General features: G+C 42.5%; 23 protein-coding genes. 3 read left to right on the top strand and 20 right to left on the bottom strand.

Annotated features, from left to right (window positions below):
- Positions 1-14 precede the first annotated feature (14 nt).
- The 6 genes from NST13_RS01175 to NST13_RS01150 all read right to left on the bottom strand — a co-directional run bounded on the left by NST13_RS01175 (position 15) and on the right by NST13_RS01150 (position 5,499).
- Positions 15-1,682, bottom strand: coding sequence for a ribonuclease J (locus tag NST13_RS01175; RefSeq protein ID WP_342469813.1), 1,668 nt, complete (start codon positions 1,680-1,682; stop codon positions 15-17).
- A 159-nt stretch (positions 1,683-1,841) separates the two neighbouring features.
- Positions 1,842-2,723 carry a 4-hydroxy-tetrahydrodipicolinate synthase gene (gene dapA / locus NST13_RS01170; RefSeq protein ID WP_342581186.1) on the bottom strand — a complete coding sequence of 294 codons (882 nt, stop codon included), beginning with the start codon at positions 2,721-2,723 and terminating at the stop codon, positions 1,842-1,844.
- Between the two features lie 12 nt (positions 2,724-2,735).
- Positions 2,736-3,773 carry an aspartate-semialdehyde dehydrogenase gene (locus NST13_RS01165; RefSeq protein WP_342469816.1) on the bottom strand — a complete coding sequence of 346 codons (1,038 nt, stop codon included), beginning with the start codon at positions 3,771-3,773 and terminating at the stop codon, positions 2,736-2,738.
- A 90-nt stretch (positions 3,774-3,863) separates the two neighbouring features.
- Positions 3,864-4,460, bottom strand: a complete 597-nt coding sequence (locus NST13_RS01160) for a dipicolinate synthase subunit B (RefSeq protein ID WP_342469817.1) — start codon at positions 4,458-4,460, stop codon at positions 3,864-3,866.
- Positions 4,454-5,236, bottom strand: coding sequence for a dipicolinate synthase subunit A (locus NST13_RS01155; protein WP_342581185.1), 783 nt, complete (start codon positions 5,234-5,236; stop codon positions 4,454-4,456). Before NST13_RS01155 ends, NST13_RS01160 begins: the two co-directional genes overlap by 7 nt.
- Positions 5,233-5,499, bottom strand: coding sequence for a YlmC/YmxH family sporulation protein (locus tag NST13_RS01150; RefSeq protein WP_342471319.1), 267 nt, complete (start codon positions 5,497-5,499; stop codon positions 5,233-5,235). The genes NST13_RS01155 and NST13_RS01150 overlap by 4 nt, the downstream gene beginning before the upstream one ends.
- A gap of 147 nt (positions 5,500-5,646) precedes the next feature.
- Between NST13_RS01150 and NST13_RS01145 the strand changes: the two genes are divergently transcribed.
- From NST13_RS01145 to NST13_RS01135, 3 genes are read left to right on the top strand one after another with little or no spacing between them, the layout of a single operon-like run.
- On the top strand, positions 5,647-6,027 hold the full coding sequence (locus NST13_RS01145; RefSeq protein WP_342469819.1) for a GntR family transcriptional regulator: 381 nt from the start codon (positions 5,647-5,649) through the stop codon (positions 6,025-6,027).
- Positions 6,024-6,872: an ABC transporter ATP-binding protein gene (locus NST13_RS01140; protein WP_342581184.1), complete on the top strand. Its 849-nt coding sequence runs from the start codon at positions 6,024-6,026 to the stop codon at positions 6,870-6,872. The genes NST13_RS01145 and NST13_RS01140 overlap by 4 nt, the downstream gene beginning before the upstream one ends.
- Entirely contained in the window at positions 6,869-7,495 is a 627-nt protein-coding gene (locus NST13_RS01135) for an ABC-2 transporter permease (RefSeq protein WP_342469821.1), read from the top strand. Before NST13_RS01140 ends, NST13_RS01135 begins: the two co-directional genes overlap by 4 nt.
- Before the next feature lie 76 nt (positions 7,496-7,571).
- Here the strand turns inward: NST13_RS01135 and NST13_RS01130 are convergent, their stop codons facing one another.
- From NST13_RS01130 to NST13_RS01065, 14 genes are all read right to left on the bottom strand, one after another.
- A complete protein-coding gene (locus NST13_RS01130; RefSeq protein WP_172597779.1) occupies positions 7,572-7,715 on the bottom strand; it encodes a hypothetical protein in 144 nt (47 codons plus the stop codon).
- A 465-nt stretch (positions 7,716-8,180) separates the two neighbouring features.
- Positions 8,181-9,434 carry a pitrilysin family protein gene (locus tag NST13_RS01125; RefSeq protein ID WP_342581183.1) on the bottom strand — a complete coding sequence of 418 codons (1,254 nt, stop codon included), beginning with the start codon at positions 9,432-9,434 and terminating at the stop codon, positions 8,181-8,183.
- 155 nt (positions 9,435-9,589) lie between these two features.
- Positions 9,590-11,713: a polyribonucleotide nucleotidyltransferase gene (gene pnp / locus NST13_RS01120; RefSeq protein ID WP_342581182.1), complete on the bottom strand. Its 2,124-nt coding sequence runs from the start codon at positions 11,711-11,713 to the stop codon at positions 9,590-9,592.
- A gap of 184 nt (positions 11,714-11,897) precedes the next feature.
- Entirely contained in the window at positions 11,898-12,167 is a 270-nt protein-coding gene (gene rpsO, locus NST13_RS01115) for a 30S ribosomal protein S15 (protein ID WP_342469824.1), read from the bottom strand.
- A gap of 120 nt (positions 12,168-12,287) precedes the next feature.
- Positions 12,288-13,244: a riboflavin biosynthesis protein RibF gene (gene ribF / locus NST13_RS01110; RefSeq protein ID WP_342581181.1), complete on the bottom strand. Its 957-nt coding sequence runs from the start codon at positions 13,242-13,244 to the stop codon at positions 12,288-12,290.
- A 12-nt stretch (positions 13,245-13,256) separates the two neighbouring features.
- A complete protein-coding gene (gene truB / locus NST13_RS01105; protein WP_342581180.1) occupies positions 13,257-14,168 on the bottom strand; it encodes a tRNA pseudouridine(55) synthase TruB in 912 nt (303 codons plus the stop codon).
- An 80-nt stretch (positions 14,169-14,248) separates the two neighbouring features.
- Positions 14,249-14,599: a 30S ribosome-binding factor RbfA gene (gene rbfA, locus NST13_RS01100; RefSeq protein ID WP_342469827.1), complete on the bottom strand. Its 351-nt coding sequence runs from the start codon at positions 14,597-14,599 to the stop codon at positions 14,249-14,251.
- Between the two features lie 111 nt (positions 14,600-14,710).
- Positions 14,711-14,989 carry a DUF503 domain-containing protein gene (locus tag NST13_RS01095; protein WP_342469828.1) on the bottom strand — a complete coding sequence of 93 codons (279 nt, stop codon included), beginning with the start codon at positions 14,987-14,989 and terminating at the stop codon, positions 14,711-14,713.
- Positions 14,986-17,187, bottom strand: a complete 2,202-nt coding sequence (infB, locus tag NST13_RS01090) for a translation initiation factor IF-2 (RefSeq protein WP_342581179.1) — start codon at positions 17,185-17,187, stop codon at positions 14,986-14,988. Before infB ends, NST13_RS01095 begins: the two co-directional genes overlap by 4 nt.
- A 14-nt stretch (positions 17,188-17,201) precedes the next feature.
- Positions 17,202-17,510 (bottom strand): YlxQ family RNA-binding protein, encoded by a 309-nt coding sequence (locus NST13_RS01085; protein ID WP_342469830.1) that lies wholly within the window; start codon positions 17,508-17,510, stop codon positions 17,202-17,204.
- Positions 17,503-17,790, bottom strand: coding sequence for a YlxR family protein (locus NST13_RS01080; protein ID WP_342469831.1), 288 nt, complete (start codon positions 17,788-17,790; stop codon positions 17,503-17,505). Before NST13_RS01080 ends, NST13_RS01085 begins: the two co-directional genes overlap by 8 nt.
- A 66-nt stretch (positions 17,791-17,856) precedes the next feature.
- Positions 17,857-19,017, bottom strand: coding sequence for a transcription termination factor NusA (gene nusA / locus NST13_RS01075; RefSeq protein WP_342469832.1), 1,161 nt, complete (start codon positions 19,015-19,017; stop codon positions 17,857-17,859).
- 19 nt (positions 19,018-19,036) lie between these two features.
- The gene (gene rimP, locus NST13_RS01070; RefSeq protein WP_342469833.1) at positions 19,037-19,516 is read right to left on the bottom strand and encodes a ribosome maturation factor RimP; all 480 of its coding nucleotides are present in this window, start codon (positions 19,514-19,516) and stop codon (positions 19,037-19,039) included.
- A gap of 285 nt (positions 19,517-19,801) precedes the next feature.
- Positions 19,802-24,130: a PolC-type DNA polymerase III gene (locus tag NST13_RS01065; RefSeq protein WP_342469834.1), complete on the bottom strand. Its 4,329-nt coding sequence runs from the start codon at positions 24,128-24,130 to the stop codon at positions 19,802-19,804.
- Positions 24,131-24,137 lie beyond the last annotated feature (7 nt).

The raw sequence follows: 24,137 nt of genomic DNA, 5'->3' as shown, positions 1-24,137 counted from the left end.
CTTTCCGGGCTGGCTTAGTATTCCATAATAATTGGGATAATCATTGGACGACGTTTCGTTTTTTGGAATAGATAAGCGCTAAGCGTTTCACGGATTTCTTGTTTAATATTCGTCCACTCAAATGTATCTTTATTAACATATTTTTCAATGCAGTCACGGGCAATTTGCGTCGCTTCAGAAATCAATTCTTCCGATTCGCGAACGTAAACGAAGCCCCTCGAAATGATTTCCGGACCGGAAGCGATTCTCTTTTGGGAACGGTTAAGGGTTACAACCACAATGAATATGCCGTCTTGGGACAACAGTTTTCGATCCCTCAACACAATGTTTCCAACATCGCCAATACCGCTTCCATCAATTAATACATTTCCAGCCTGCACTTTTCCGCTTATGCGCATTTTCCCATTTCGATATTCAACAACATCGCCTTTATCTGCAATGAAAATTCTTGATTTATCAATTCCGACTTGCTGTGCCAATTTGGAGTGCGCGATTAACATACGGTATTCGCCTTGGATCGGGATAAAGTATTTTGGCTTCATTAAATTTAACATCAATTTTAAATCTTCCTGGCTGCCATGTCCGGAAACATGGACTTTTTTGTCGGCAGTCAATACCGTTGCACCAGCTTTGGCAAGATTGTTCATCGCATTGGACATTTGCACTTCCATTCCTGGTGACGGTGTGAATGTAATCAACACAGTATCCGTATCTTTTATACGGATGTCGCGATGTTGTTTTCGAACGATTTTATCAAGGGCGTCAAGCGGTTCCCCTTGATTGCTTGTCACAATAATGATCAATTCATCATCTTCATATTTGCTGATTTCCGTAATTGGAATCAATGTATTTTCATCAATCGATAAATATCCAAGTTTCACGCCGATATCGATGACTTTTTCAAGGCTTTTCCCCACGATAGCGACTTTCCGGTTTGATTTTTGTGCTTGGTTGAATACTTGTTGAATGCGGATAAAATTCGATGCATATACTGCAACAATGATACGGGCAGGGGCAGAGTGGAAGTATTTCGCCAACTTTTCTTCAATCACGGTTTCACTTGTCGTATATCCTGGACGTTCAGCTTCCGTTGATTCGGAAAGTAAAATGAATACCCCTTCTTCACCCAATTGAGCCATTTTCGCAAGATCCGGCTTGAATTTTCCTTTTGCCGACTGATCAAATTTGAATTCTCCAGTAAACACAATTGCCCCTTCGGAAGTGTGGAACACGATGCCCAAAGAGTCTGGAATGCTGTGTGTTGTATGGAAAAATGTTACATAAGTCGATTGGAAATTCATGCGACTTTTGTTCGTCACTTCAAAGAATTTCACTTGATGCGGTGCCGGAAGCTCTTTTAAATGTTCCTTTGCAAGTGCAATTGTCAGTTTCGAACCGTACACAGGGGCATTTATTTTTTGCAAAACATAGGCAATGGAGCCAATGGCATCTTCATGGCCATGGGTTAAAAATATTCCTTTAATCCGATCTTTGTTTTCTTCCAAATAAGTAAAGTCTGGAATAACGATATCAATACCAAGCATTTCATCTTCCGGGAACATCAGTCCGCTATCGACAATAAAAACTTCGTCATCGATTTCGATCACGTACATGGATTTACCGATTTCTCCCACTCCTCCAAGCGGGATGATCCGAATGACTTCATTTTTTGTTTTTAACACAATCTTTCCTCCTAATATTATCCCGAACGCACAACCACTTATTTATCATTATACGGTGAGATGGGTGGAAGTACAAATAAAAAATGGGATTTCAAAGGGGGAAATTAAAAAAACCTGCCGTCCAAACAACTCAGAATGGAATTGTTTGGACAGCAGGATTTAAATACTTTGTTTTACATGTTCCCAAACTTCATCAAATTGACGCTTCTCTTCTTCGGTCATCTCAACCAGCGGCAGACGAACCCGTGCGACTGAAAAGCCTACTTTGCCTAATGCATATTTCACCGGAACCGGATTCGGACATTTAAACAGCTGTTTAAAAAGCGGCAATAAAGCTTGATGCATTTTCGCTGCCTCGTCTAATCTTCCTTCTTCAAAGGCGCGGATCATCGCCTGCATTTCATTCCCGACCACATGGGAGGCAACGGAAATGACGCCTTTGCCTCCGATGGCCAAAAGGGGCAGCGTCAATGCATCATCACCGCTGTAAACGAAGAAATCTTCATCGGTCTTTGCTAATATTTCAGCCATTTGATCCAAATTTCCGCTTGCTTCTTTTACGACTTGGATATTAGGTATTTTGCTTAATGCAATCGTTGTGGCGGCTTCGATATTGGTGCCCGTGCGCCCTGGCACATTGTAAAGGATAATGGGTAAAGCCGTTTCTTTTGCTACTGCCTCAAAATGTGCATATAGACCGCGTTGATTCGGTTTATTGTAGTAGGGAGCCACCAGCATGACCCCATCCACACCGAGGCTTTCCGCCTTTTTCGTCATCTCGATTGTTTCTTTTGTATTATAAGTGCCTGTTCCCGCAATGACGGGTATCCGTTTATTCACCTTTTCAACGGTAAATCGAATCAGTTGAAGTTTTTCATCCATTGATAAAGTTGGCGATTCACCGGTTGTTCCGCAAACAACAATCGAATCGGTTCCATTCGAAAGCAAATGTTCAATCAATTTCTCTGCCGCTTCGAAATCAATGTCACCATTTTCTTGAAACGGTGTCACCATGGCAGTAGCGATCCTACCTAAATCCAAATCTAACACCCCTTATAGTAAGTTATCCTCCAGCATTGCTTCAGCGATTTGGATGGAGTTCAATGCAGCACCTTTCAATAAGTTATCTGCAACGATCCATAGGTGGAAGCCTTTTGGATGATTCAAGTCTTTGCGAATTCTTCCGACATACACCGGATCTTCATCTTCCACAAAAATCGGCATCGGATAAACTTGGTTGTTGATATCATCTTGCAATACTACTCCAGGAGCGTCTTTTAAAATATCAAAGAGTTCTTGTAGACTCGCCTCTTTTTCCACTTCGATATAAACAGATTCCGAGTGTCCGGCAACTACCGGAACTCTCACGCATGTTGCCGCAACTTCCAAATCAGGCAAATGCATGATTTTTTTCGTTTCATTAATCATTTTCATTTCTTCTTTTGTATATCCGTTTTCTGTGAATACATCAATTTGAGGAATCACGTTGCGGGCGATTGGATAATGTTTTGGTTCGGATTTAACCGGCAACACATTCGCTTCTACATTTTTTCCTTTCTCCCATTCTCCGCTTTGCACGCGAAGTTCTTCAATTGCGGACATTCCTGAACCGGAAACCGCTTGATATGTGGAAACAATGACTCTCTTTAGACCTAATTTTTCCCGGATCGGTTGGAGTGCAACAACCATTTGGATTGTTGAACAGTTAGGATTGGCAATGATTCCGTTATGTTTTTTTAAATCCTCACGATTCACTTCAGGCACCACCAACGGCACATCCGGATCCATACGGAAATGACTTGTGTTATCAATTACAACGGCACCTTTTTTGACAGCTTCAGGAGCAAGTTTTGCGGAAACGGAACCGCCTGCAGAAAATAACGCGACATCCACTCCCTCAAACGCTTCAGGCGTCGCTTCTTCAATTTTGTACGTTTTTCCTCCGAATTCAATTTCTTTTCCTGCGGATCTGGCAGATGCCAAAAATTTTATATCTTTAATTGGAAAATTTCTTTTAAGTAATTGTTCTTTCATTTTAGTACCGACTGCGCCAGTCGCACCAACAATCGCTACTGTTAATTGCTTCGCCATTGCACAAATCTCCTCCTAAAATAGTAACCAAATAATCTTCATATAATGATGAAAATTTTATCACAATTTTACTGAATTGTGTGATAAAAATTAATTTTCTTTATGGTATTGAATAAATAAAGGCTGTAGCTGCTTTTTGTAGTAAATTGCGTGCACGACTGTATCCACCATTTTTGAAAAATCGGCTATCAACGAAGTCGGTTTATTGAATGGATCATCTTGCCCGAAAGGAATAAAATAAATGTTTTTTGAGTTTAATAGTTTCATAATGTTGACGCCGTTTAAACCAAGGGCATCATTTGTGGAAATTCCGATCACTACAGGATTTCCGTTCCGGAGAGTGGCTTTTGCCGCCATCAATACAGGGCTGTCTGTCGCGGCATTGGCAAATTTGCTGATGGAATTTCCCGTCATGGGAGCGATGACCATACAATCAAGAGGATTTTTTGGCCCCAACGGTTCAGCTTCCACAATGGTCGAAACGACTTTTTCCCCCGCCAACTCCTCGATTTTTTTCACCCATTCTTGCCCGGAGCCGAAGCGGGTAACCGCAGTCAAAACGGAATGAGTAACAATTGGAATCACCGTCGCACCTGCATTGCGAAGATCTGTAATTTTCGGTACGACATCCTCATATGTGCAATGGGAAGCGGTGATGCCAAGCCCTATTCTTTTACCTTTCAGCAAGACTTTCTCCTCCTTAATTGACCAACAATTGAATTGTATAAAATGTTCGCCGCATCATTCGGGAAAAATTTCCCCGGTAATGCAGGAAGCAATTGGTAATTTTCCCGTTCTACCCCTTCTTGCAAACAACCTGGATAGGAAGCTAAATCAAAAATCGGAATGCGGATTTTTTCGTTGATACCCGCATCCAGCCATTTTGCCGGTATGGTATTGACAAAGTAATCCGCTTCGATTTCCCCCACATCCGCCAAATAAGAAGCTTGATAACGAAAGGCTTTCGCTTCGTTCAGTTGCACATCGGATCGGACTGCGATGATGACTTCAGCACCGATGCTTCGAAGCAGATGTCCCAAGGTTTTTGCCACCCGGCCAAATCCCGTAATGATGAATCTTTTTCCGGAAATGGCCTGCTTCGTTTGGTAAAATGTCGCAACAAACGCTTCCGCCGTCAACAACGCATTTTGCCAGATAAACGCTTCATCTTCCAAGTAATGATGGACGGTATGTTCCTCCAAAATTTCCTTCCATTCCTCATTGGTCTTTCCACAAAAAATAGTGGCGTTTTGCAACCCCAATACTGCAGGCACTTCCACTTTCAATGGTTGGATTGGCAGTACGATATAGTCCGGCTCTTGCTCTATTGCCAGCTGATTTAATTCATTGTCCCAAGAAGTTTTGCTTTTGTAAAAAACCGTCCGTTCGGGGTTTGACAATTTCTTGGCGAGAAGTTTCAATCGGGCATCCGTTCCAATGATGAGCCATTTTTCGCTGTTCATCGGTCATAATACCTTCTTGTGCCTGTGGTTTTGCGGAACAAAATGCGGTCTTCTCCAATCAGATGAATTTCTTCCCAAGGAATGAATAATGCCGCATTTGCTTTTCTCTTTTGGAAAGGCAGCCGGGATGTTTCTATCAGTTCAAATCCTAAAATTTTCCCCGTTTTAGGATCGAAAATGCATTCCGTTTCGGACAAATAGCCGTAGCGAACACCGTTTTCCATTTCGATCAATTCTTTTTCAGCGAGCTCTGACAACAGCATCATTTCCCTCCTCCATGAGCTTATTAGTACTATATGCATTGAAAAACTGATAGGTGCCCATCTTGTTTTAAAACTTTTTGGTTGACATTCTGTTCTAACTGTATATACTGTATATATACAGTTATGCATCCGAATGGTGGTGACTTTGTGGACATCAAACTGAGCAACGCATCGGAAAAACCGATTTATGAACAAATTACAGAACAAATAAAACAAGCAATCATCACAGGAAAATTGAAGCCGGGTGATTCCCTCCCTTCCATCCGCAGCCTGGCAAAAGAATTGAAAATCAGCGTGATGACGACAAAAAGGGCCTATTCCGATTTGGAGCGGGATGGATTTATCGTCACTTTTGCGGGAAAAGGCAGCTTCGTCGCGGAACGGAATCAGGAATTCTTGCGGGAAGAATTGCTTCGCCAGGTGGAGGAGCACTTATCTAAAGCCGTTCAAATCGCAAAGCTTGCAGGAATCGAGGGAAAAGAACTGATTGATTTACTTTCAATGTTAGTGGAGGAGGAATTGGAATGACGAATGCAATTGAAGTGCGCAATTTAAGTAAGAGGTTTTCCCAATTCCAATTGGAAAATGTTACTTTTCAATTGCCAAAAGGAACCATTATGGGATTTGTAGGGGAAAACGGTGCCGGTAAAACAACAACCATTAAATGCCTTTTAAATTTATTGAAAAAAGAGCAGGGGGAAATCAAAATTTTCGGGCTCGACCATGTTGAACATGAAACGGAAATCAAAGAACAGATCGGCGTTGTCTTTGATGACCTTTACGTACCGGACATTTTGAATCCAACCCAAATCAACAACATCTTTGAAAAAATCTTCAACCGTTGGGATGAAAACTTCTACGTTGAACTATTAAAACGATTTAAAGTCCCTTTCAAAAAACCGGTTAAACAGCTTTCCCGTGGGATGCGGATGAAACTGTCCATTGCCATGGCTTTGGCCCACCATCCGAAATTGCTGATATTGGATGAACCGACAAGCGGACTTGACCCGATTGTGCGGGATGAAATTCTTGATTTGTTCATGGAGTTTATTCAGGACGAGGACAACAGCATTTTATTCTCCACCCACATCACATCCGATTTGGAAAAAATCGCCGATTATATCACTTTTATTCATGAGGGGAAAATTGTCTTCAGCAAAAATAAAGATGAACTGTTGTATAATTACGGGATTTGGAAAGGAACAGCCGAGCAATCGATGGAACTGCCGGAACACGCAAAAGTGCGTATGCAAAAAAACGCTTTTGGCGTCGAGATTTTAGTGGATCGCAAAGAAGTAAACAGCGCCTTTACACTTGATAAGCCGTCCATTGAAGAGATCATGTTATTTTTCGTGAAAGGGGTTCAACCATGAGGGCACTTATTTTGAAAGATTTGTATTTAATGTTCAATCAAAAGAACTTAATCTTCACTTTAACATTGTTATTTTTCTTCGCCTCTTTCTTTTTTGGAGATCCTGGAATGCTGATGATTTTTCTAACCGTTTTATGTATTACACAAATTAACACCTTACTTGCCTATGACGAAACAAGCAATTGGTATCGTTATGTCTATACGATGCCGGTGAAAAAAGCCGATATTGTAAAAAGCAAATATATATTGAGCTTAATTTTGCTGTTATTCATGCTCTTGATTATCTTTCCAGTATTTCTGATTACGAACGAGATGTCCGGAGCAGCTATTGAGATGAATGAATTTTTGAAGGTTTTATCTATTGTCGCCTCCAGCTTGCTGATTATGTTGGGCCTAACGATTCCAGCAACCATTAAATACGGAATCCAAAAGGGGCGCATTTTGATACTAGCTGCTATATTCATCCCAATTATCGCTACAAATATTTTATCCAATGGGAATTGGAGTGTACGGTTTTTTGAAATTTTGGATATATTGAGTCTTATTTCTTTGCCGGTTTCTGCAATTCTTTTCTATTTATCTTATAAACTTTCCACCTACATTTTGGAGAAAAAGGAATTTTAACAATCGAGTAGGAGGGAGCGATTAACTCCCGTCCTCTCACACCACCGTACGTACGGTTCCGTATACGGCGGTTCAATTAAGATGATTGACGCAAGTCTTTATAACTTCCGTGAATAGCTGTTCTCTTTATGCCAGTGGTCACTCCACCCTCCAAGAGGTCTCCCACGGGATTCACCGCTTCCTTCCTCAAGTGAGGTACTACGTTTTCTGTGTTCATCATGACTCACTGAATGCCAAGGGCTATTCTCTCTTAATTGTTCGGTCCTTCTTAGTAGTTCTAAACCAACTAATACTATGACCTCTGCTGACTTCTGACGGTTCAGCTACTTATCACTAAGTAGGTTATGAAGCGTACTTCACATATCCGCCAGACCTCCCCGGGTAAGAATGTAATCTTTCCTTCCATCTATCTGCTTCATTTACTCTGTACCACCTTTGGCAGAAAGGACTTTGTTTTGTTTAGCAAACTCATCCAATGATACCTAGCCTTATATGAAGTTCGTGTTCCTCAGACCGGAAGTTTGCCGCTCGCTTCCTTCAGATTCCGCGTCACCACGGACACCCTTGCGTTAAGCTAACTGTTACTTCTGCCTTCACAGTTCGGGACTTACACCCTATAGATTACACCCATGCCAGGCGCACTAAAAAAACGAGCAGAGGACGTTTTCCCTTGCTCGTTTTTTCTTCATGCATTTACCATTTTTCGTTGATAATTTTGGACATCCTGCCCGATGATGGCCACTGCCGGTTCAACGGAAAAAATCTTACCGATCAGTTTCTGTACCGAATCCAGTGAAATGCCATCAATCTTTTGAAGAATTTCATCCACCGGCAAATGACGGCCAAAAATCAACTCGTTTTTCCCGTTTCGGGTCATACGGTTTGTCATGCTCTCCATATTGAGCAGGAAACTCGCTTTCAGCTGCTCTTTTCCGTTCTCAAGCTCTTTCGGTGTCACACCTTCTGTTTTGATTTTTTCAATTGCCCCTAGAATCGTTTCATGCAACAGGGACAATTGCTGATTGTTGGTGCTGCCGTATATGGTGATCGCCCCAACATCCATGTAACAGGAAGGATAGGAGTAAATGGTGTAAGCCAATCCCTTTTCCTCCCTCACTTCTTGGAACAGACGGGAGGACATGTTGCCTCCAATTATATTATTCAGCGCGATGAAGCTATAATAATCGGAATCTTTGACGCTGATGCCAGGATAACTCATGGCAAGATGGGACTGCTCCACATCCCTTTCCTTGATGAAACGTCCTGAGTGGAAGGCCGGATCCGTCAATTGCATCGGTACGGCTTTTTCTGACGGTTCAAATTGTCCAAACAATGATTCAATATGTAAGAGCAATTCCTTCGATATATTCCCGGCAAGGGATACAACGACATTTTTTGGATAATAGTGTTTCTCCATATAGGTTAGAATGAGCTCCCGATTGAAGGTTTGAAGGGTTTCTTTCGTCCCCAAAATGGGAAGTCCCAATGAATCGTTCGGATACATGACTCTCCATAAACGTTCATGGATATCATCATCCGGCGCATCTTCGCTCATTAAAATTTCCTCTAAAACGACTTGCCGTTCCTTTTCCAATTCACTTTTTTCAAAAACGGAATTGAAAAACATATCCGCCAATATGTCAATGGCCAATTTTCCATGATGGTCCAACACTTTCGCATAATAACATGTATTTTCTTTTGTTGTGAATGCATTCAGCTCTCCGCCGATGCGATCAAACTCCTCCGCTATCTGTCTTGCCGAACGGGTGGCTGTTCCTTTAAAAAGCATATGTTCAATAAAGTGGGTGATTCCATTTTCTTCAGGCAATTCAAAACGGGAACCTGCCCCCACCCAAATGCCCACAGAAATCGAACGCACGTATGGAACATGCTCATAAACAATTCTTAAGCCATTTTGGCAAGTGTAAACGTTAACCAATGTTCAACCTCTTTCTATTTCAACCTTTTCCTTCGAAACTACTCTTACTTTACAAAATATTAAAGAAGATGAAAAGTTTTTTGATTCACTCAAAGGCATGGCCATTGGACAAATTAAAAAGAGGTTGTTCTCCTTTCTTACAACCTCTCATCATCTTAACGATTATTCGAATTTTGTTTTGCCCGTTCCCTGTCCTCTTTTAAAACGACTTTTCTGGACAGATTGATTCGTCCTTGATCATCGATGTCGATGACTTTTACAAGAACTTTATCTCCAACTTTCAACACATCTTCCACTTTGTTCGTGCGTTCTTCCTGAATTTCGGAAATATGCAATAGTCCATCTTTTCCTGGCAAGATTTCGCAGAATGCACCGAATTTTTCAATACGTTTAACCGTTGCCAAATAATATTCTCCCACTTTTGCTTCACGTACGATATCCTCGATGATCTCTTTGGCACGTTGGTTCATTTCTTCATTCGGTGAGCAGATGTAAATTGTTCCGTCCTGTTCCGTATCTATTTTTACGCCGGTTTCATCGATAATCCGGTTAATTGTTTTTCCACCGGAACCGATAACATCGCGAATTTTTTCCGGATTGATTTTGATGGAAATGATTTTAGGCGCATATTTTGAAAGTTGTTTGCGCGGTTCGGCAAGCGTTTGTTTCATATGCTCCAAGATAATCATGCGGCCTTCTCTTGCTTGCATGAGCGCTTCTTCCAAAATTTCACGGGATAGGCCATCAATTTTAATGTCCATTTGCAGTGCTGTTACACCTTTTTCAGTACCAGCCACTTTAAAGTCCATATCACCAAGATGGTCTTCAATTCCTTGGATATCCGTTAATATTGTGTAATAATCGCCTTTTTTCACAAGTCCCATCGCAATTCCCGCAACAGGCGCTTTGATTGGCACACCAGCGTCCATCATGGCAAGTGTACTTGCACAGATTGAAGCTTGGGATGTGGAACCGTTGGACTCCAATACTTCAGATACGCAACGGATGGCATATGGGAACTCTTTTTCATCCGGGATGACAGCAAGCAATGCTCTTTCCCCAAGGGCACCGTGACCAATTTCCCGGCGTCCCGGACCACGCATCGGACCAGTTTCCCCAACGGAGAATGGAGGGAAGTTGTAATGGTGCATAAAACGTTTTGATTCTTCCAAACCTAATCCGTCAATAATTTGCACATCGCCTAATGGTCCTAACGTACAAATGGAAAGCACTTGCGTTTGACCGCGGGTAAATAACCCTGAACCATGAGCCCGTTGCAATAAACCGACTTCGGATGAAAGCGGGCGGATTTCGTTCACTTTCCGTCCATCCGGCCGGATTTTTTCTTCTGTAATCAATCTGCGGACTTCTTCTTTGACTATTTTTTCTAATACGATATTCACATGTTTCAATGTTTCTTCTTCGGCTTCTTGTTCTTCATAATGGGCAACCACACGCTGTTTCACAGCCTCGATTGCTTCTTCGCGGGCCAATTTTTCGACCGTTTGAATAGCGGCAATCATATCTTGTTCGCACATTTCCCGTACCGCTTTTTCAATTTCTTCATCCACTTCAAACAATTCCACTTCAATTTTTTCTTTTCCGACTTCCGCCACAATTTGTTCTTGGAACGCGATCAATTTTTTAATTTCTTCATGGCCAAACATAATCGCTTCCAGCATGATTTCTTCAGGCACTTCCAATGCTCCGGCTTCCACCATGTTGATGGCATCTTTATTTCCAGCAACCGACAAGTGGATTGTACTTTTTTCTGATTGCGCCACATCCGGGTTGATGACAAATTTACCATCCACATAGCCGACATTCACACCGGCAATTGGTCCATTGAATGGAATATCCGAAATGGAAAGCGCCAATGATGAACCGACCAATGCCGCCATTTCTGTCGGACAATCCGGATCGGAAGACATTACGATGGAAACAACTTGTACTTCATTGCGGAATCCATCCGGGAACATTGGACGAATCGGACGGTCAATCAATCGGGATACCAGGATGGCATGTTCGGATGGACGTCCTTCCCGTTTAATGAATCCTCCTGGAATTTTACCTGCAGCGTATAAACGTTCTTCATAGTTGACTGTCAGTGGGAAGAAATCCAATGCCTTTGCTTCTTTTGACATCGTCGCAGTACATAGAACGGCCGAATCTCCATAACGGACAAGCACAGCGCCATTCGCTTGTTTGGCCAATTGTCCGACTTCAATGATTAAAGGACGGCCGGCCCAATCATAGCGATAAACCTTCTTTTCGGTCATGTATTGATCTCCTTTCTTCTTGGGGACATACGCCACCATTATTTATATACCATTAGTAAGTGTATCAAAAAAGCATTTTCTATGCTAAACATTTTCAATTAAATTATGGTAATTTTACTTTATTTGTTACTCACTGGAAACTGTTTTTTGGATAAATAAAAAGCGGGAAAATCCCGCTTTCTGATTATCGACGAAGACCTAATTTTTCAATTAATGTACGATAACGTTGAACGTCTTTTTCACGTAAATATTTCAATAAATGACGGCGATGACCTACTTTTTTAAGAAGTCCGCGTTGGGAATGGAAGTCTTTTTTATGAACAGATAAGTGTTCGTTTAATACGTTGATTTCTTCTGTTAAAATTGCGATTTGCACTTCTGGAGAACCAGTATCTCCTTCATGAGTTTGGAATTGTTTAATGATTTCATTTTTGCGTTCTTTTGAAATAGCCATTTTGTTTTCCTCCTATTTTTTGATTACTCCTTTAGCACAGTCAACCGTTGGAGCTTCGGTATGCCGAGCTAAGGAATGTACAATTTTGTACACTAAGAGATATTATCATAGTTCAAATGTTTAGGCAAATGATTTATTTGAAAAATATTCAATCGCCTGCTCCTTATCGCGGTTGATTTGGGCTTTCAGCGATTCGATGCCATCAAATTTTTGTTCGTCCCGGAGCCGCTTATACCAATAAACTTTCACTTCTTCACCATAAATATTTTTGTGGAAATCCAAAATATGGACTTCGATTGTTAATTGCTTTTCATCGGGATTTTTGAATGTCGGTTTATATCCCACGTTGCAGACCCCATCGAATAATTGGTTTTGCACCAATATTTTCACTGCATACACACCATTTTTCGGAATAAAGCCGCCTTCCTTTGGCTGGATATTGGCCGTTGGGAAACCGATGGTACGGCCCCGTTTATCTCCTTGAACCACAATGCCTTGGAGTTGGTAAGGACGGCCTAAAAAATGATGAACGGTTTCCATATCCCCCTCGCGCAGACTCTCACGAATGCGGGTCGATGAAATTTTTTCTCCACCTTCCACCTGCTTTTCCACTACCGTCACACCGAAATCCCCGCGGGAAAGTTCCTTCATCAATTCCATATTTCCTTTCCCGAAAGCGCCAAAGGAAAAATCAAAACCGGCCGTGACATGTTTCACATTCAAATCCCGAATAAAATGTTGGATGAACTCTTCCGGTGAAAGCTTTGCAAAGTCGGAGGTAAATTGCACCACAAATGTCGTATCGACACCCAATTCTTCCAAGATTTCCAACTTTTGATGAAGAGGGGTAATGTAAAAGATTTTTTCATTGCTTTTCCCTAATACGATCGAAGGATGGGGATCAAAGGTCATCACAGCACTTTTGACATTGATTTCTCTCGCTTTTTCCATTGCGGCACGGATCACCGCTTGATGTCCCCTATGTACGCCATCAAAAAAACCGACTGCCAGGGAATAGGAAGTGGAAGGATCCACTTTATCTAATTGGTACGGATATTTTAAATGAATTACCTTCATTCATGTGGCCTCCTAAAGATTATTTGGAAACATCTTATCTGGTTTCATCAGCCCAGGTTTTGTCGGATGTTCTCTATATACAGCAATCGCCTTCCCGTTGCGGGTAAATACAATTTTACCGCTCTTTTTTAATAATGAATGGACTTTTAAGATTTGTCCATTACAAATTTGCTTTTCATTGGATGCATCCATTTCAATGAATGGATAAGAAGATAGGGCTTTTTCAATGGGAAGAATCAGCTGTTCAATGGTACCTTCTTCCACAGCATTTTCAACTTCACGGATTGTGGCACACTCGTTTTTCATAAAACTCCCTGAAGCCGTTCGCACAAGGGAAGACATATGGCTAGGGTAGCCCAGCAGTTCCCCGATTTGTACCGCCAGCGTTCGGATATACGTGCCTTTGCTGCACTTCACCCGTATTTTGAACTTAATTTCTTGCCCTTCAAACATTTCCCGATCATCGAGCAGCTCCAATTCGTAAATGGTCACTTTTCTTCGAGGACGTTCAACTTCAATCCCTTTCCGGGCATATTCATAAAGTTTCATGCCATTCACTTTCACCGCTGAATACATTGGGGGAATTTGTTCAATTTCACCGGTCAATTGGGATAGCGCTTGAAGCAATTGCTTCCTTGAAATTTTCTTATGACTGCTATCTTCTTCCACCGTATCTCCTTCAGCATCTTCCGTAGTTGTGGAACGTCCGATTGACACTTCCGCTTCGTAAGTTTTGCCAGCCTCCATCAAATATTCAGATATTTTAGTCGCTTGTCCAATGCAAATTGGCAAAACCCCTTCCACTTCCGGATCAAGGGTTCCGGTATGTCCAATTTTTTTGGTTTTCAATATTTTTCGAAGTTGAAACACGCAGTCGTGGCTCGTTAAACCTCTTTCTTTCCATAATGGCAAAATACCATCCACTCGAATCCCCCCAAAAATTTCAATAAAAAAAGCCCACCTGCATGATGGATGCAGTCGCAGGCTTTTTACGATATGGATATTTACGCTTCATCGGTATCCTTGATGGAGCGCAATAATTGTTCGATTTTGTTTCCATATTCGATCGATGTATCAAACTTGAATGTGATTTCAGGTGTTCTTCGAAGGCGAATGCGATGACCGATTTCGGAACGGATAAAACCTTTCGCCTTTTCCAATGCTTTCAACGTTTCATCTTTCTCTTCTTCCGTACCTAACGTTGTAAAATAAATTGTCGCTTGTTGAAGATCCCCAGTGACTTCAACAGCTGTTATGGTTACAAATCCCACACGGGGATCTTTCAATTTACGGCCAATGATGTCGCCCAATTCTTTTTTCATCTGTTCAGCAACACGATTTGCACGTAGAGACATATTGTCACCTCTTTTAAAAAGTAGAATAAAAGCACAACACGCACTTTTATCTACTTGACTTCATGATATTAATGTTATTGTTGTTGGAATCCTAAAAATTATCCATACATATTACAAATACTCGCGGGAAAACTCCAACAGCTCCCAAGATGGATTCGATTGCAGAAAATGGAGCACTTGGTCTATTTCCCGCTCAGCTGCAGAACGGGATGAAGCAACGGCCACGACAGCAATTTTTGTCCGTTGCCATACATCCTGATGATCGATTTCTGCAACCGATACATTAAATTTTTGCTTTGCTCTCGTGATCATTCGCTGGAGAACTGCACGCTTTTCCTTCAAAGAATGAGCGTCCGGAATGATGAATTCCGCTTCCAAATACACGATCATTTGCGCTCAATTTCTTCCATAACGAAGGCTTCGATGATGTCGCCCTCTTTGATATCGTTGAAGTTTTTGATTTGCATACCGCACTCGAAGCCTCTCATGACTTCTTTGACATCATCTTTGAAGCGTTTTAGCGATGCAAGTTCCCCTTCGTAAATCACAATTCCATTTCGGATGACACGTACACCGGCATCGCGTGTCACTTTGCCGTCTGTAACGTATGAACCTGCAATTGTACCCACTTTTGAAATTTTAATTGTTTGACGAACTTCCGCTTGACCGATGATTTTTTCTTCATATTCCGGATCAAGCAAACCTTTCATGGCTGCTTCAATTTCTTCGATCGCTTTGTAGATGATGCGGTGCAGGCGGATTTCCACGCCTTCTTGTTCTGCGGCACGTTTTGCGTTGACGTCTGGACGGACGTTGAAGCCGATGACGATGGCATTGGACGCCGCAGCAAGGCTGATGTCAGACTCTGTAATCGCACCTACGCCAGTGTGGATGATTTTAACATTTACACCTTCCACATTGATTTTCATAAATGAAGAAGCCAAAGCTTCCACAGATCCTTGCACGTCCGCTTTGATGATCAAATTCAATTCTTTGATATCGCCTTGGGACATTTGTTCAAACAAGTTATCCAAAGTGATGCGTGATTTTTGGGCACGGCTTGCCTGAAGCGCCATTTGTGCACGGGCTTCCCCGATTTCACGGGCCGTTTTTTCATCTTCGAATACAACGAATTTATCTCCCGCTTGAGGTACTTCGTGCAATCCTGTGATTTCAACAGGCGTTGCAGGCGTAGCTTCTTTTACGCGGCGTCCCAAATCATTCACCATTGCACGAACGCGGCCAAATGTATTACCGACAACGATCGGATCGCCGATGCGCAACGTACCATTTTGAACCAACAATGTGGCTACAGAACCGCGGCCTTTATCCAGGCGGGCTTCAATGACCGTACCAATTGCCCGGCGGTTAGGATTTGCTTTCAATTCAGAAACTTCCGCAACAAGCAGGATCATTTCCAACAATTGGTCGATTCCTTCACCTTTCAAGGCTGAGATTGGAACAAAGATTGTATCGCCGCCCCAGTCTTCCGGAACTAGACCATATTCCGTCAATTCCTGCATGACGCGGTCCGGATTTGCTGTTGGTTTGTCGATTTTGTTGACTGCGACAATGATTGGCACATTTGCGGCTTTGGCATGGTTGATCGCCTCCACTGTCTGAGGCATGACACCGTCATCTGCCGCAACAACGATGACAACGATGTCGGTAACTTGCGCACCTCTTGCGCGCATTGTTGTGAACGCTTCGTGCCCTGGTGTATCAAGGAAAGTGATTTTCTTTCCATTAATATCTACTTGGTATGCACCGATATGCTGCGTTATACCTCCAGCTTCCGCTTCTGTCACTCTCGTATGGCGGATGGCATCCAAGGTTGTCGTTTTCCCGTGATCGACGTGACCCATGATGGTTACGACAGGTGGACGTTCCACCAATGCATCTTCCGGATCTTCTTCTTCAAAGTAAACATTTAAATCCGTCTTATCAATGCGAATTTCTTCTTCGACTTCCACGCCATAATCCGCACAAACCAATTCGATGGCATCTTTGTCAAGAGATTGGTTGATTGTCGCCATCACACCAAGCATAAAGAGCTTTTTGATGATTTCGGAAGGTTCACGGTTTAATTTTTTCGCCAGTTCCGCCACCGTTAAAGATTCGTAGAAAGTGATTTTTTCTGGAAGCTCTTTTTGAACCGGTTGCTGCGGCTGTTGTTGTTTCGGTTGACGGCGTTTTCCGCCATGAATGCCAGGCTTTTTCTTTTGGTTTCCTTTATGTTTAGCCTGTTGTTGAACCGGTTCTTGATCTTTGGCAACTTTATTTCGCTTAATTTTTTCAAAGGAAACTTGCACTTCATCCTGATCTTCTTTTGGTTTTGCAGGATGTTCATGTTTCTTTGCATCTTTGTTTTGCGGCTGTTTTGATTTATGTTGTTGTCCGCCATTTTTTTTGGCAGGCGCTTCATTCGCATTTTTGTTAAAAACCGCATCCAGTTTCGCAACCGCTTCTCCGTCAAGCGTAGACATATGATTCGAAACATTTATATTTAATTTTTTTAATTCTTCAATGACTTCTTTACTTGGTCGATTCACTTTTTTGGCATATTCATGAACTCTCAATTTGGTCATTAGCTCACCCCCGATTAATTTTCGTTGAGCAGACTGGACAGCTTTTTGGCAAATCCCTGGTCGGTAATGGCAATCACTACCCGTTTTTCTTTGCCAATCGCATGTCCCAGCTCATAACGATCGCTGAACGAATGGAATTCAACGTTGTAATGCGTACATTTATCTTGAATTTTTTTTCTTGAATTTTGGGATGCATCCGAAGAAAGAATGACTAACTTCGCATTGCCCTTTTGAATTTCTTTGATCACCAATTCTTCACCGGTAACGACTTTCCGCGCTCTCGTCGCCAATCCCAGAAGCTGCAAAATCTTTTCTTTATTCATTTTTGAAAAGCTGCTCCCTGCGAATAAGCCGTATTAGCTCATCGTAAATTTCATCCGGTATTTTCACTTCTAAATGGCGTTCTAAAATCTTTTTGCTGCGGGCTTTTTCCACCGCTTCTTCAGATTTGGAAATATATGCGCCACGACCGGACTTTTTTCCAGTCGGATCCACTGATACTTCACCGTCTTTGGAGCGGACAACGCGAAGCAATTCTTTTTTTGGAAACATTTCACCTGTTACAACACAGCGGCGTAATGGAACTTTTCTTTTCGTTGGCACGTATATCACCTTCCCTATCAGCTCAACGCATTCCATTTTTCGTGTTATCTGGAATATTCCAACTTATTATTCTTCATCACCATCGACATCTTGATATAGGTCGTAATCAATTGGATCAAAAGAAGGTTCTTCTTCCTGATTGTCGCTTTCGATTTCGATGAAAGGACTGTTTTCATTCGGGTAAATTCCTAATTCCCGAGCATCGGATTCACTTTTAATATCAATTTTCCAGCCTGTCAATTTTGCTGCAAGTCGCGCGTTTTGTCCCCGTTTACCAATCGCTAATGAAAGCTGATAATCCGGAACGATGACAGTTGTGGATTTCTCTTCTTCATTCACAATGACATCCAACACTTTGGATGGACTCAATGCATTGGCAACAAAGACTACCGGATCTTCTGACCATTCCACAATATCAATTTTCTCGCCATTTAATTCATTGACGATCGCTTGTACCCGTGCCCCTTTCGTACCAACACATGCACCAACGGCATCCACTTCCGGATCGTGCGCGTAAACTGAGATTTTGGAACGATCCCCGGCTTCACGGGCGATGGATTTTATCTCCACAATTCCTTCATAAATTTCCGGCACTTCCATTTCAAACAATCTTCGAAGCAACCCTGGATGTGTGCGGGAAACGATGATTTGCGGTCCGCGAGTCGTTTTTTCCACTTTTGTAATGTAGACGCGAATGCGTTGTTGTGGTTTGTACTCTTCCCCTGGAATTTGTTCATTTAAAGGCAAAGCGGCTTCCACTTTTCCAAGATTGATATAGATATTTCGCGCATCTCTCCGCTCAATGATTCCATTGACGATATCATCTGTGCGATCGACAAATTCCTCATAAATGACGCTTCTTTCCGCTTCACGTACGCGTTGGGTCACAACTTGTTTTGCCGTTTGCGCAGCAATCCGTCCGAAGTTGCGGGGAGTCACTTCTTGTTCAACAATATCGCCAGGTTCATAAACACTGTTGATTTTTCTGGCCTCTTCCAATGAAATTTGCAGGCGTGGATCTTCCACTTCCTCCACAACTTCTTTTCTTGAGAAAACTTTGATTTCTCCTGTTTCTTGATTAAAATCAACACGTACATTTTGCGCTTGATTGAAGTTGCGTTTATATGCGGTAACCAGTGCAGCTTCGATCGCTTCCACCAATATTTCCCTTGAAATGCCTTTTTGCTGTTCCAGAGCATTTAAAGCATCTAGTAATTCACTGCTCATCTTTTCATTTCACTCCTAATTAATTTGATGAAAAATCGATTGCCAGGCGAGCTTTGGCAATCTTTTCTTTTCCGATTTTTATAAGAACATTGCGTGTTTTTATGCGAACTTCAATTTCCAGGCTATCTTCGCTGTTGGATTTCAAGTAACCATAGAACTCTTTCATGCCTTCAATCGGCTCATACGTTTTGATATATACGTATTTGCCAATGGCTTTCTCAAAATCGGATTCTTTCTTCAATGGGCGTTCCGCACCAGGAGAGGAAACTTCTAAATAATAGTTTTGTTCTATAGGGTCCTTTTCATCCAACAAGGCACTCAATCGCTCGCTGACAAGTGCACATTGGTCAATATCAATTCCACCTTGAGGAGTATCGATATATACACGGAGGAACCAAGCGCGTCCCTCTTTCACAAACTCAATATCCACTAATTCAAGATTCAATTCCTCTAAGATCGGTGTGACCAGCTGTTCTACTGTAGAAGTAATTTTGCTCATAAAATCCTCCCAACGTCCTGTTTCCTAGACTAAAAACAGAAATTCCACCAATCATGGTGAAATTCGCATTCCGTGTACAAAGCAATCGCTACCCTCCTGGTGGAGAGCTGCACCTAGACTCAATTCAAACAAACAATAGAAAAGAGCGGGAAACCCCACTCTTTTGCTGCAAGACTATCAACAAATTATTGATTTAACAATAGCACAATTTCTTAAGAAATGCAAATATGAGAAACTGTGCCACCACATCTTTGACGGATGCAAAATCATTCCAAGCAAAAGGATTTAGAATAAAGACAGCTGATTTTCATCAGGCAGACCTTCCAACACGCCCAATTGCTCCATGTATTCAATCAAAGATTTGGAAACGCGGCCCCGTGTTTGCAAATCTTCTTTCGATAAAAACTCCCTTTCTTCCCTTGCCGCCACAATTTGTTTCGCCACACTTTCCCCCAAACCAGGGATCGCATTGAAAGGCGGAATGAGGGAATTCCCTTCAATGACGAATTCTGTGGCTTTCGATTTGTACAAATCCACATTTTTGAAGCTCATGCCTCTTTCGCACATTTCAAGGGCTATTTCAAGAACGGTCAATAAATCTTTTTCTTTTTTCGTTGCATCCAAGCCTTTTGCGTTAATTTCTTCGACTCTCGTGCGGATCGCTCTGGCCCCTTTTATCATCGCCGGCAAGTCAAAGTCTTCGGCACGCACGGAGAAATAAGCGCAATAATAGGCAAGAGGGAAATGGACTTTAAAGTATGCCACGCGGACAGCCATTAATACATAGGCGGCTGCGTGGGCTTTCGGGAACATGTACTTGATTTTTTTGCATGATTCAATATACCAGTCAGGCACATCATGTTCCCTCATCGCTTTTTCCATATCTTCCGTCAAGCCTTTCCCTTTACGGACCGACTCCATCGTTTTGAAAGCGAGCGAAGGATCCAATCCTTTATAAATTAAGTACACCATGATGTCGTCACGACAACCGATGACTTCTGAGAAGGAACATACATTATTTGCGATTAATTCGCTGGCATTTCCAAGCCATACATCCGTACCATGGGATAGGCCTGAAATTTTTAACAACTCAGAGAAGGTTTTCGGTTTTGTGTCCTCCAACATTTGACGGACAAATTTCGTTCCAAATTCCGGAATACCTAAAGTTCCCGTATTGCATAAAATTTGTTCAGGCGTCACGCCCAAAGATTCCGTTCCTGTGAAGATGGCCATGACATCAGGGTCATCCGGTGGAATCGTTTTAGGATCGATGCCCGTCAAATCTTGCAGCATGCGGATCATTGTCGGATCATCATGTCCCAGAATATCCAATTTCAAAATGTTGTCGTGGATTGAATGGAAGTCGAAATGGGTCGTACGCCATTCCGCATCCTGGGCATCGGCAGGATATTGCACCGGAGTGAAGTCGTAAATATCCATATAATCAGGAACAACAAGAATACCGCCCGGATGCTGGCCGGTCGTCCGTTTGACACCGGTGCAGCCTTGCACTAAACGGTCAATTTCCGCCGAACGGAAATTGATATTATTGTCATTCGCATAACCTTTTACGAAGCCGTAAGCGGTTTTTTCCGCAACGGTACCAATTGTTCCCGCGCGGTAGACTTTATCTTCCCCGAACAAGACTTTCGTATAGTTGTGGGCCCGCGCCTGGTATTCCCCGGAGAAGTTCAAGTCAATATCCGGAACTTTATCCCCGTTGAATCCAAGGAACGTTTCGAATGGAATATCCTGTCCGTCCTTGTTCAAAGGCGTACCGCACTCAGGGCAATCCTTGTTCGGCAAGTCAAATCCTGAACCGACCGAACCATCCGTAAAGAATTCGGAATAGTGGCAGTTCGGGCAGATGTAATGAGGCGGCAGCGGGTTGACTTCCGTAATTTCCATCATCGTCGCGACAAGGGATGAACCGACGGAACCCCGTGAGCCGACCAAATATCCATCCTCCAAGGACTTCTTCACGAGTTTTGCGGAAATTAAATAAACCACCCCAAACCCGTGTCCCAAAATCGAGTTCAATTCTTTTTCTAGCCGTTTTTCCACGATTTCCGGCAGCTTTTCGCCGTAAATTTTATGCGCCATTTCATAGGTCAAGCGTTTAATTTCTTCATCGGACCCTTCAATGATTGGCGTGTACAATTTATCTTTGATCGGTTTCACATCGCCGATCATATCGGCAATTTTTTGGGAGTTGGTCACAACGATTTCCTTCGCCACTTCCTCTCCCAAAAAGGCGAATTCTTCGATCATTTCATCCGTTGTACGGAAATGCACTTTCGGCAATGGATAGCGGTTTAATGGATTTGCCCCTCCCTGGGAAGCCACCAAAATCTTCCGGTAAATGGCATCATGTTCATTTAAATAATGGACGTTCCCGGTCGCCACCACCGGCTTATCCATTTTTTTGCCGAGCTTCACAAGTTTGCGGATAATGTCTTCCAAATGCCATTCATCATGGATTGTTCCACTGTCAATCAATTGGGAATAGACGGCTTTTGGATGAACTTCAATATAATCATAGAATTCAGCCACCGCTTCCGCTTCTTCCGGAGATTTGTTCATCATCGTCTCGAACAATTCCCCGTTGCTGCAGCCGGATCCGATAATCAGCCCCTCCCGATGTTTCATCAAATCGGAACGGCGGATGCGGGGAACCCGGTAAAATGTTTGAGTGTGGGAAATGGACACCAATTTGAACAAGTTTTTTAATCCGGCATTATCCACCACTAAAATTGTACAGTGATAAGGCCGGGATTGTTTATAGGAGTCTTCTCCGCCCATGAATTTATTAAAATCGTCATGGTATTCGATTCCTTTTTCTTTGGCTTCTTTCAATAATTGCAACAGCAAGTAGCCCGTTGCTTCCGTATCATAGATTGCGCGGTGGTGCTGTACAAGTTCGATGCCGTATTTTTTACACAATGTATTCAAACGATGATTTTTGAGTGTCGGATTTAATAAGCGGGACAATTCCAACGTATCGATGACCGGATGTTTCACCCCTGTAATGCCCGCTTTTTCGTACGCTGCATACAAAAATCCCATATCGAAGGACGCGTTGTGGGCAACCACAATGGCATCTCCGATAAATTCATGGAATTCACGGATCACATCATCCACTTCCGGTGCGTCCTTTAACATGTCATCCGTAATATTCGTCAATTCGATGATTTTTTCTGTAAGCGGCCGGTGCGGATTGGCAAAGCGTTCGAATTTATCAATCACTTTGCCGTCGCGTATTTTGACCGCCGCGAGCTCAATAATCACATCATAGGCAGTGGATAATCCGGTTGTTTCCACGTCAAATACAACGAAAGTGGCATCATCCAGTTTGATATGCCGTTCTTCATAAGCAATCGGAACACCGTCATCCACCAAGTTGGCTTCCAAACCGTAAATGATTTTTATGCCATATTTTTTTCCGGCGGCATAGGCTTCCGGATAGGCTTGGACGACAGCATGATCCGTAATTGCCACGGCGGAATGCCCCCACTTTGCGGCCTGTTCCACAATGCGGTCCACCGGTGTCACTGCATCCATCTGGCTCATTGGTGTATGTAAATGCAATTCCACCCGTTTTTCGCCTTCAGGTGCCGTGTCTTTTCTCGGCTCTTTATGAATTTCATTGATATCATTTGCAATCACGACCAATTCACGGACAAACGTATCATTTTGCACTGATCCTCTGACCCTTACCCACATGCCCTTTTTCAGGCGGGCCATCTTCTCGGCATCATCATTGTTGCGGGAAAACATTTTCACGAGGATGGAGTCCGTATAGTCGGTCATTTTGATTTCCAAAAGGGAACGGCCGCTTTTTAACTCTTTTACTTCCACAGCAAAAATATGTCCCTCAATGACGATGCGGCGTTCTTCTTCAACGATCGATTTGATATCCATAATTTCAGTATCGTGAATGATTGAGCCGATTTGTACCGGACCTTCTTCAGCATGCCCGTTGGAAGACGAAGATTCTTTCTTTTCTTTTTCCCTGTTTTGGAAATCTATAATGGCTTGTCTGGCCAGTTCTTCTTCTTCCAACCTGCGCTGTTCCATTAATTTTTCCTGCTCCAGCTTTTCTTCCTCCGATGCTTCAACTAATTTGAAATCCACTGGAATTGCTGGAAATCCAAAACAAGCATAAGTTTCCGAAATAATTTCCCGGTACTTCGATTTTAATGTCAATTGCTCCATTTCAGAGATGCAGGAAAGAACCATTTTGCTTCCCGTCCAGGTTGGCAATTGACATGAGAGACGTTTCTTTACAGGCGGAGAAGCGTCGATGCGTTCAACGACGGTCATCCAATAATCGGAAATGAGATCATCTGTTACTTGCGGATTTTCCGTCTGTATCGAAATTTCCGTTTGAGCAATATGTTGAAATTCTTCCTTTAATCGGGAAGAGAATAGTTGGTACACTTGAAAAGGTAAAATATTTTTCAGCTTCAATGAGAAATTCCAAATTCTCTTTTTCTTATGAACCGTCAATCGGTTCAGTTCACCATGTTCAAAGAAAGACATGTAAATATCTTCCGTCAGTTTCAGTTGGGATAAAAGCGTCAATAAACGCTCTCTCGCTTTTGAGTTTTCCATCCAACTC

Source organism: Ureibacillus sp. FSL W7-1570, from assembly GCF_038593265.1.
GTDB classification, from domain to species: domain Bacteria; phylum Bacillota; class Bacilli; order Bacillales_A; family Planococcaceae; genus Ureibacillus; species Ureibacillus suwonensis.
Note: the sequence above shows the minus strand (reverse complement) of the source record. Positions and strands in the feature narration are given on the sequence as shown.

Excerpts from the sequence above, each read along its gene's own strand:
- NST13_RS01165 (WP_342469816.1), bottom strand. The coding sequence starts at position 3,773 with ATGGCGAAGCAATTAACAGTAGCGATTGTTGGTGCGACTGGCGCAGTC.
- NST13_RS01155 (WP_342581185.1), bottom strand. The coding sequence starts at position 5,236 with ATGAACAGCGAAAAATGGCTCATCATTGGAACGGATGCCCGATTGAAA.
- NST13_RS01150 (WP_342471319.1), bottom strand. The coding sequence starts at position 5,499 with ATGCTGTTGTCAGAGCTCGCTGAAAAAGAATTGATCGAAATGGAAAAC.
- NST13_RS01140 (WP_342581184.1), top strand. The coding sequence starts at position 6,024 with ATGACGAATGCAATTGAAGTGCGCAATTTAAGTAAGAGGTTTTCCCAA.
- NST13_RS01135 (WP_342469821.1), top strand. The coding sequence starts at position 6,869 with ATGAGGGCACTTATTTTGAAAGATTTGTATTTAATGTTCAATCAAAAG.
- NST13_RS01130 (WP_172597779.1), bottom strand. The coding sequence starts at position 7,715 with ATGATGAACACAGAAAACGTAGTACCTCACTTGAGGAAGGAAGCGGTG.
- pnp (WP_342581182.1), bottom strand. The coding sequence starts at position 11,713 with ATGACCGAAAAGAAGGTTTATCGCTATGATTGGGCCGGCCGTCCTTTA.
- rpsO (WP_342469824.1), bottom strand. The coding sequence starts at position 12,167 with ATGGCTATTTCAAAAGAACGCAAAAATGAAATCATTAAACAATTCCAA.
- ribF (WP_342581181.1), bottom strand. The coding sequence starts at position 13,244 with ATGAAGGTAATTCATTTAAAATATCCGTACCAATTAGATAAAGTGGAT.
- rbfA (WP_342469827.1), bottom strand. The coding sequence starts at position 14,599 with ATGTCTCTACGTGCAAATCGTGTTGCTGAACAGATGAAAAAAGAATTG.
- NST13_RS01095 (WP_342469828.1), bottom strand. The coding sequence starts at position 14,989 with ATGATCGTGTATTTGGAAGCGGAATTCATCATTCCGGACGCTCATTCT.
- infB (WP_342581179.1), bottom strand. The coding sequence starts at position 17,187 with ATGACCAAATTGAGAGTTCATGAATATGCCAAAAAAGTGAATCGACCA.
- NST13_RS01085 (WP_342469830.1), bottom strand. The coding sequence starts at position 17,510 with ATGAATAAAGAAAAGATTTTGCAGCTTCTGGGATTGGCGACGAGAGCG.
- nusA (WP_342469832.1), bottom strand. The coding sequence starts at position 19,017 with ATGAGCAGTGAATTACTAGATGCTTTAAATGCTCTGGAACAGCAAAAA.
- rimP (WP_342469833.1), bottom strand. The coding sequence starts at position 19,516 with ATGAGCAAAATTACTTCTACAGTAGAACAGCTGGTCACACCGATCTTA.
- NST13_RS01065 (WP_342469834.1), bottom strand. The coding sequence starts at position 24,130 with ATGGAAAACTCAAAAGCGAGAGAGCGTTTATTGACGCTTTTATCCCAA.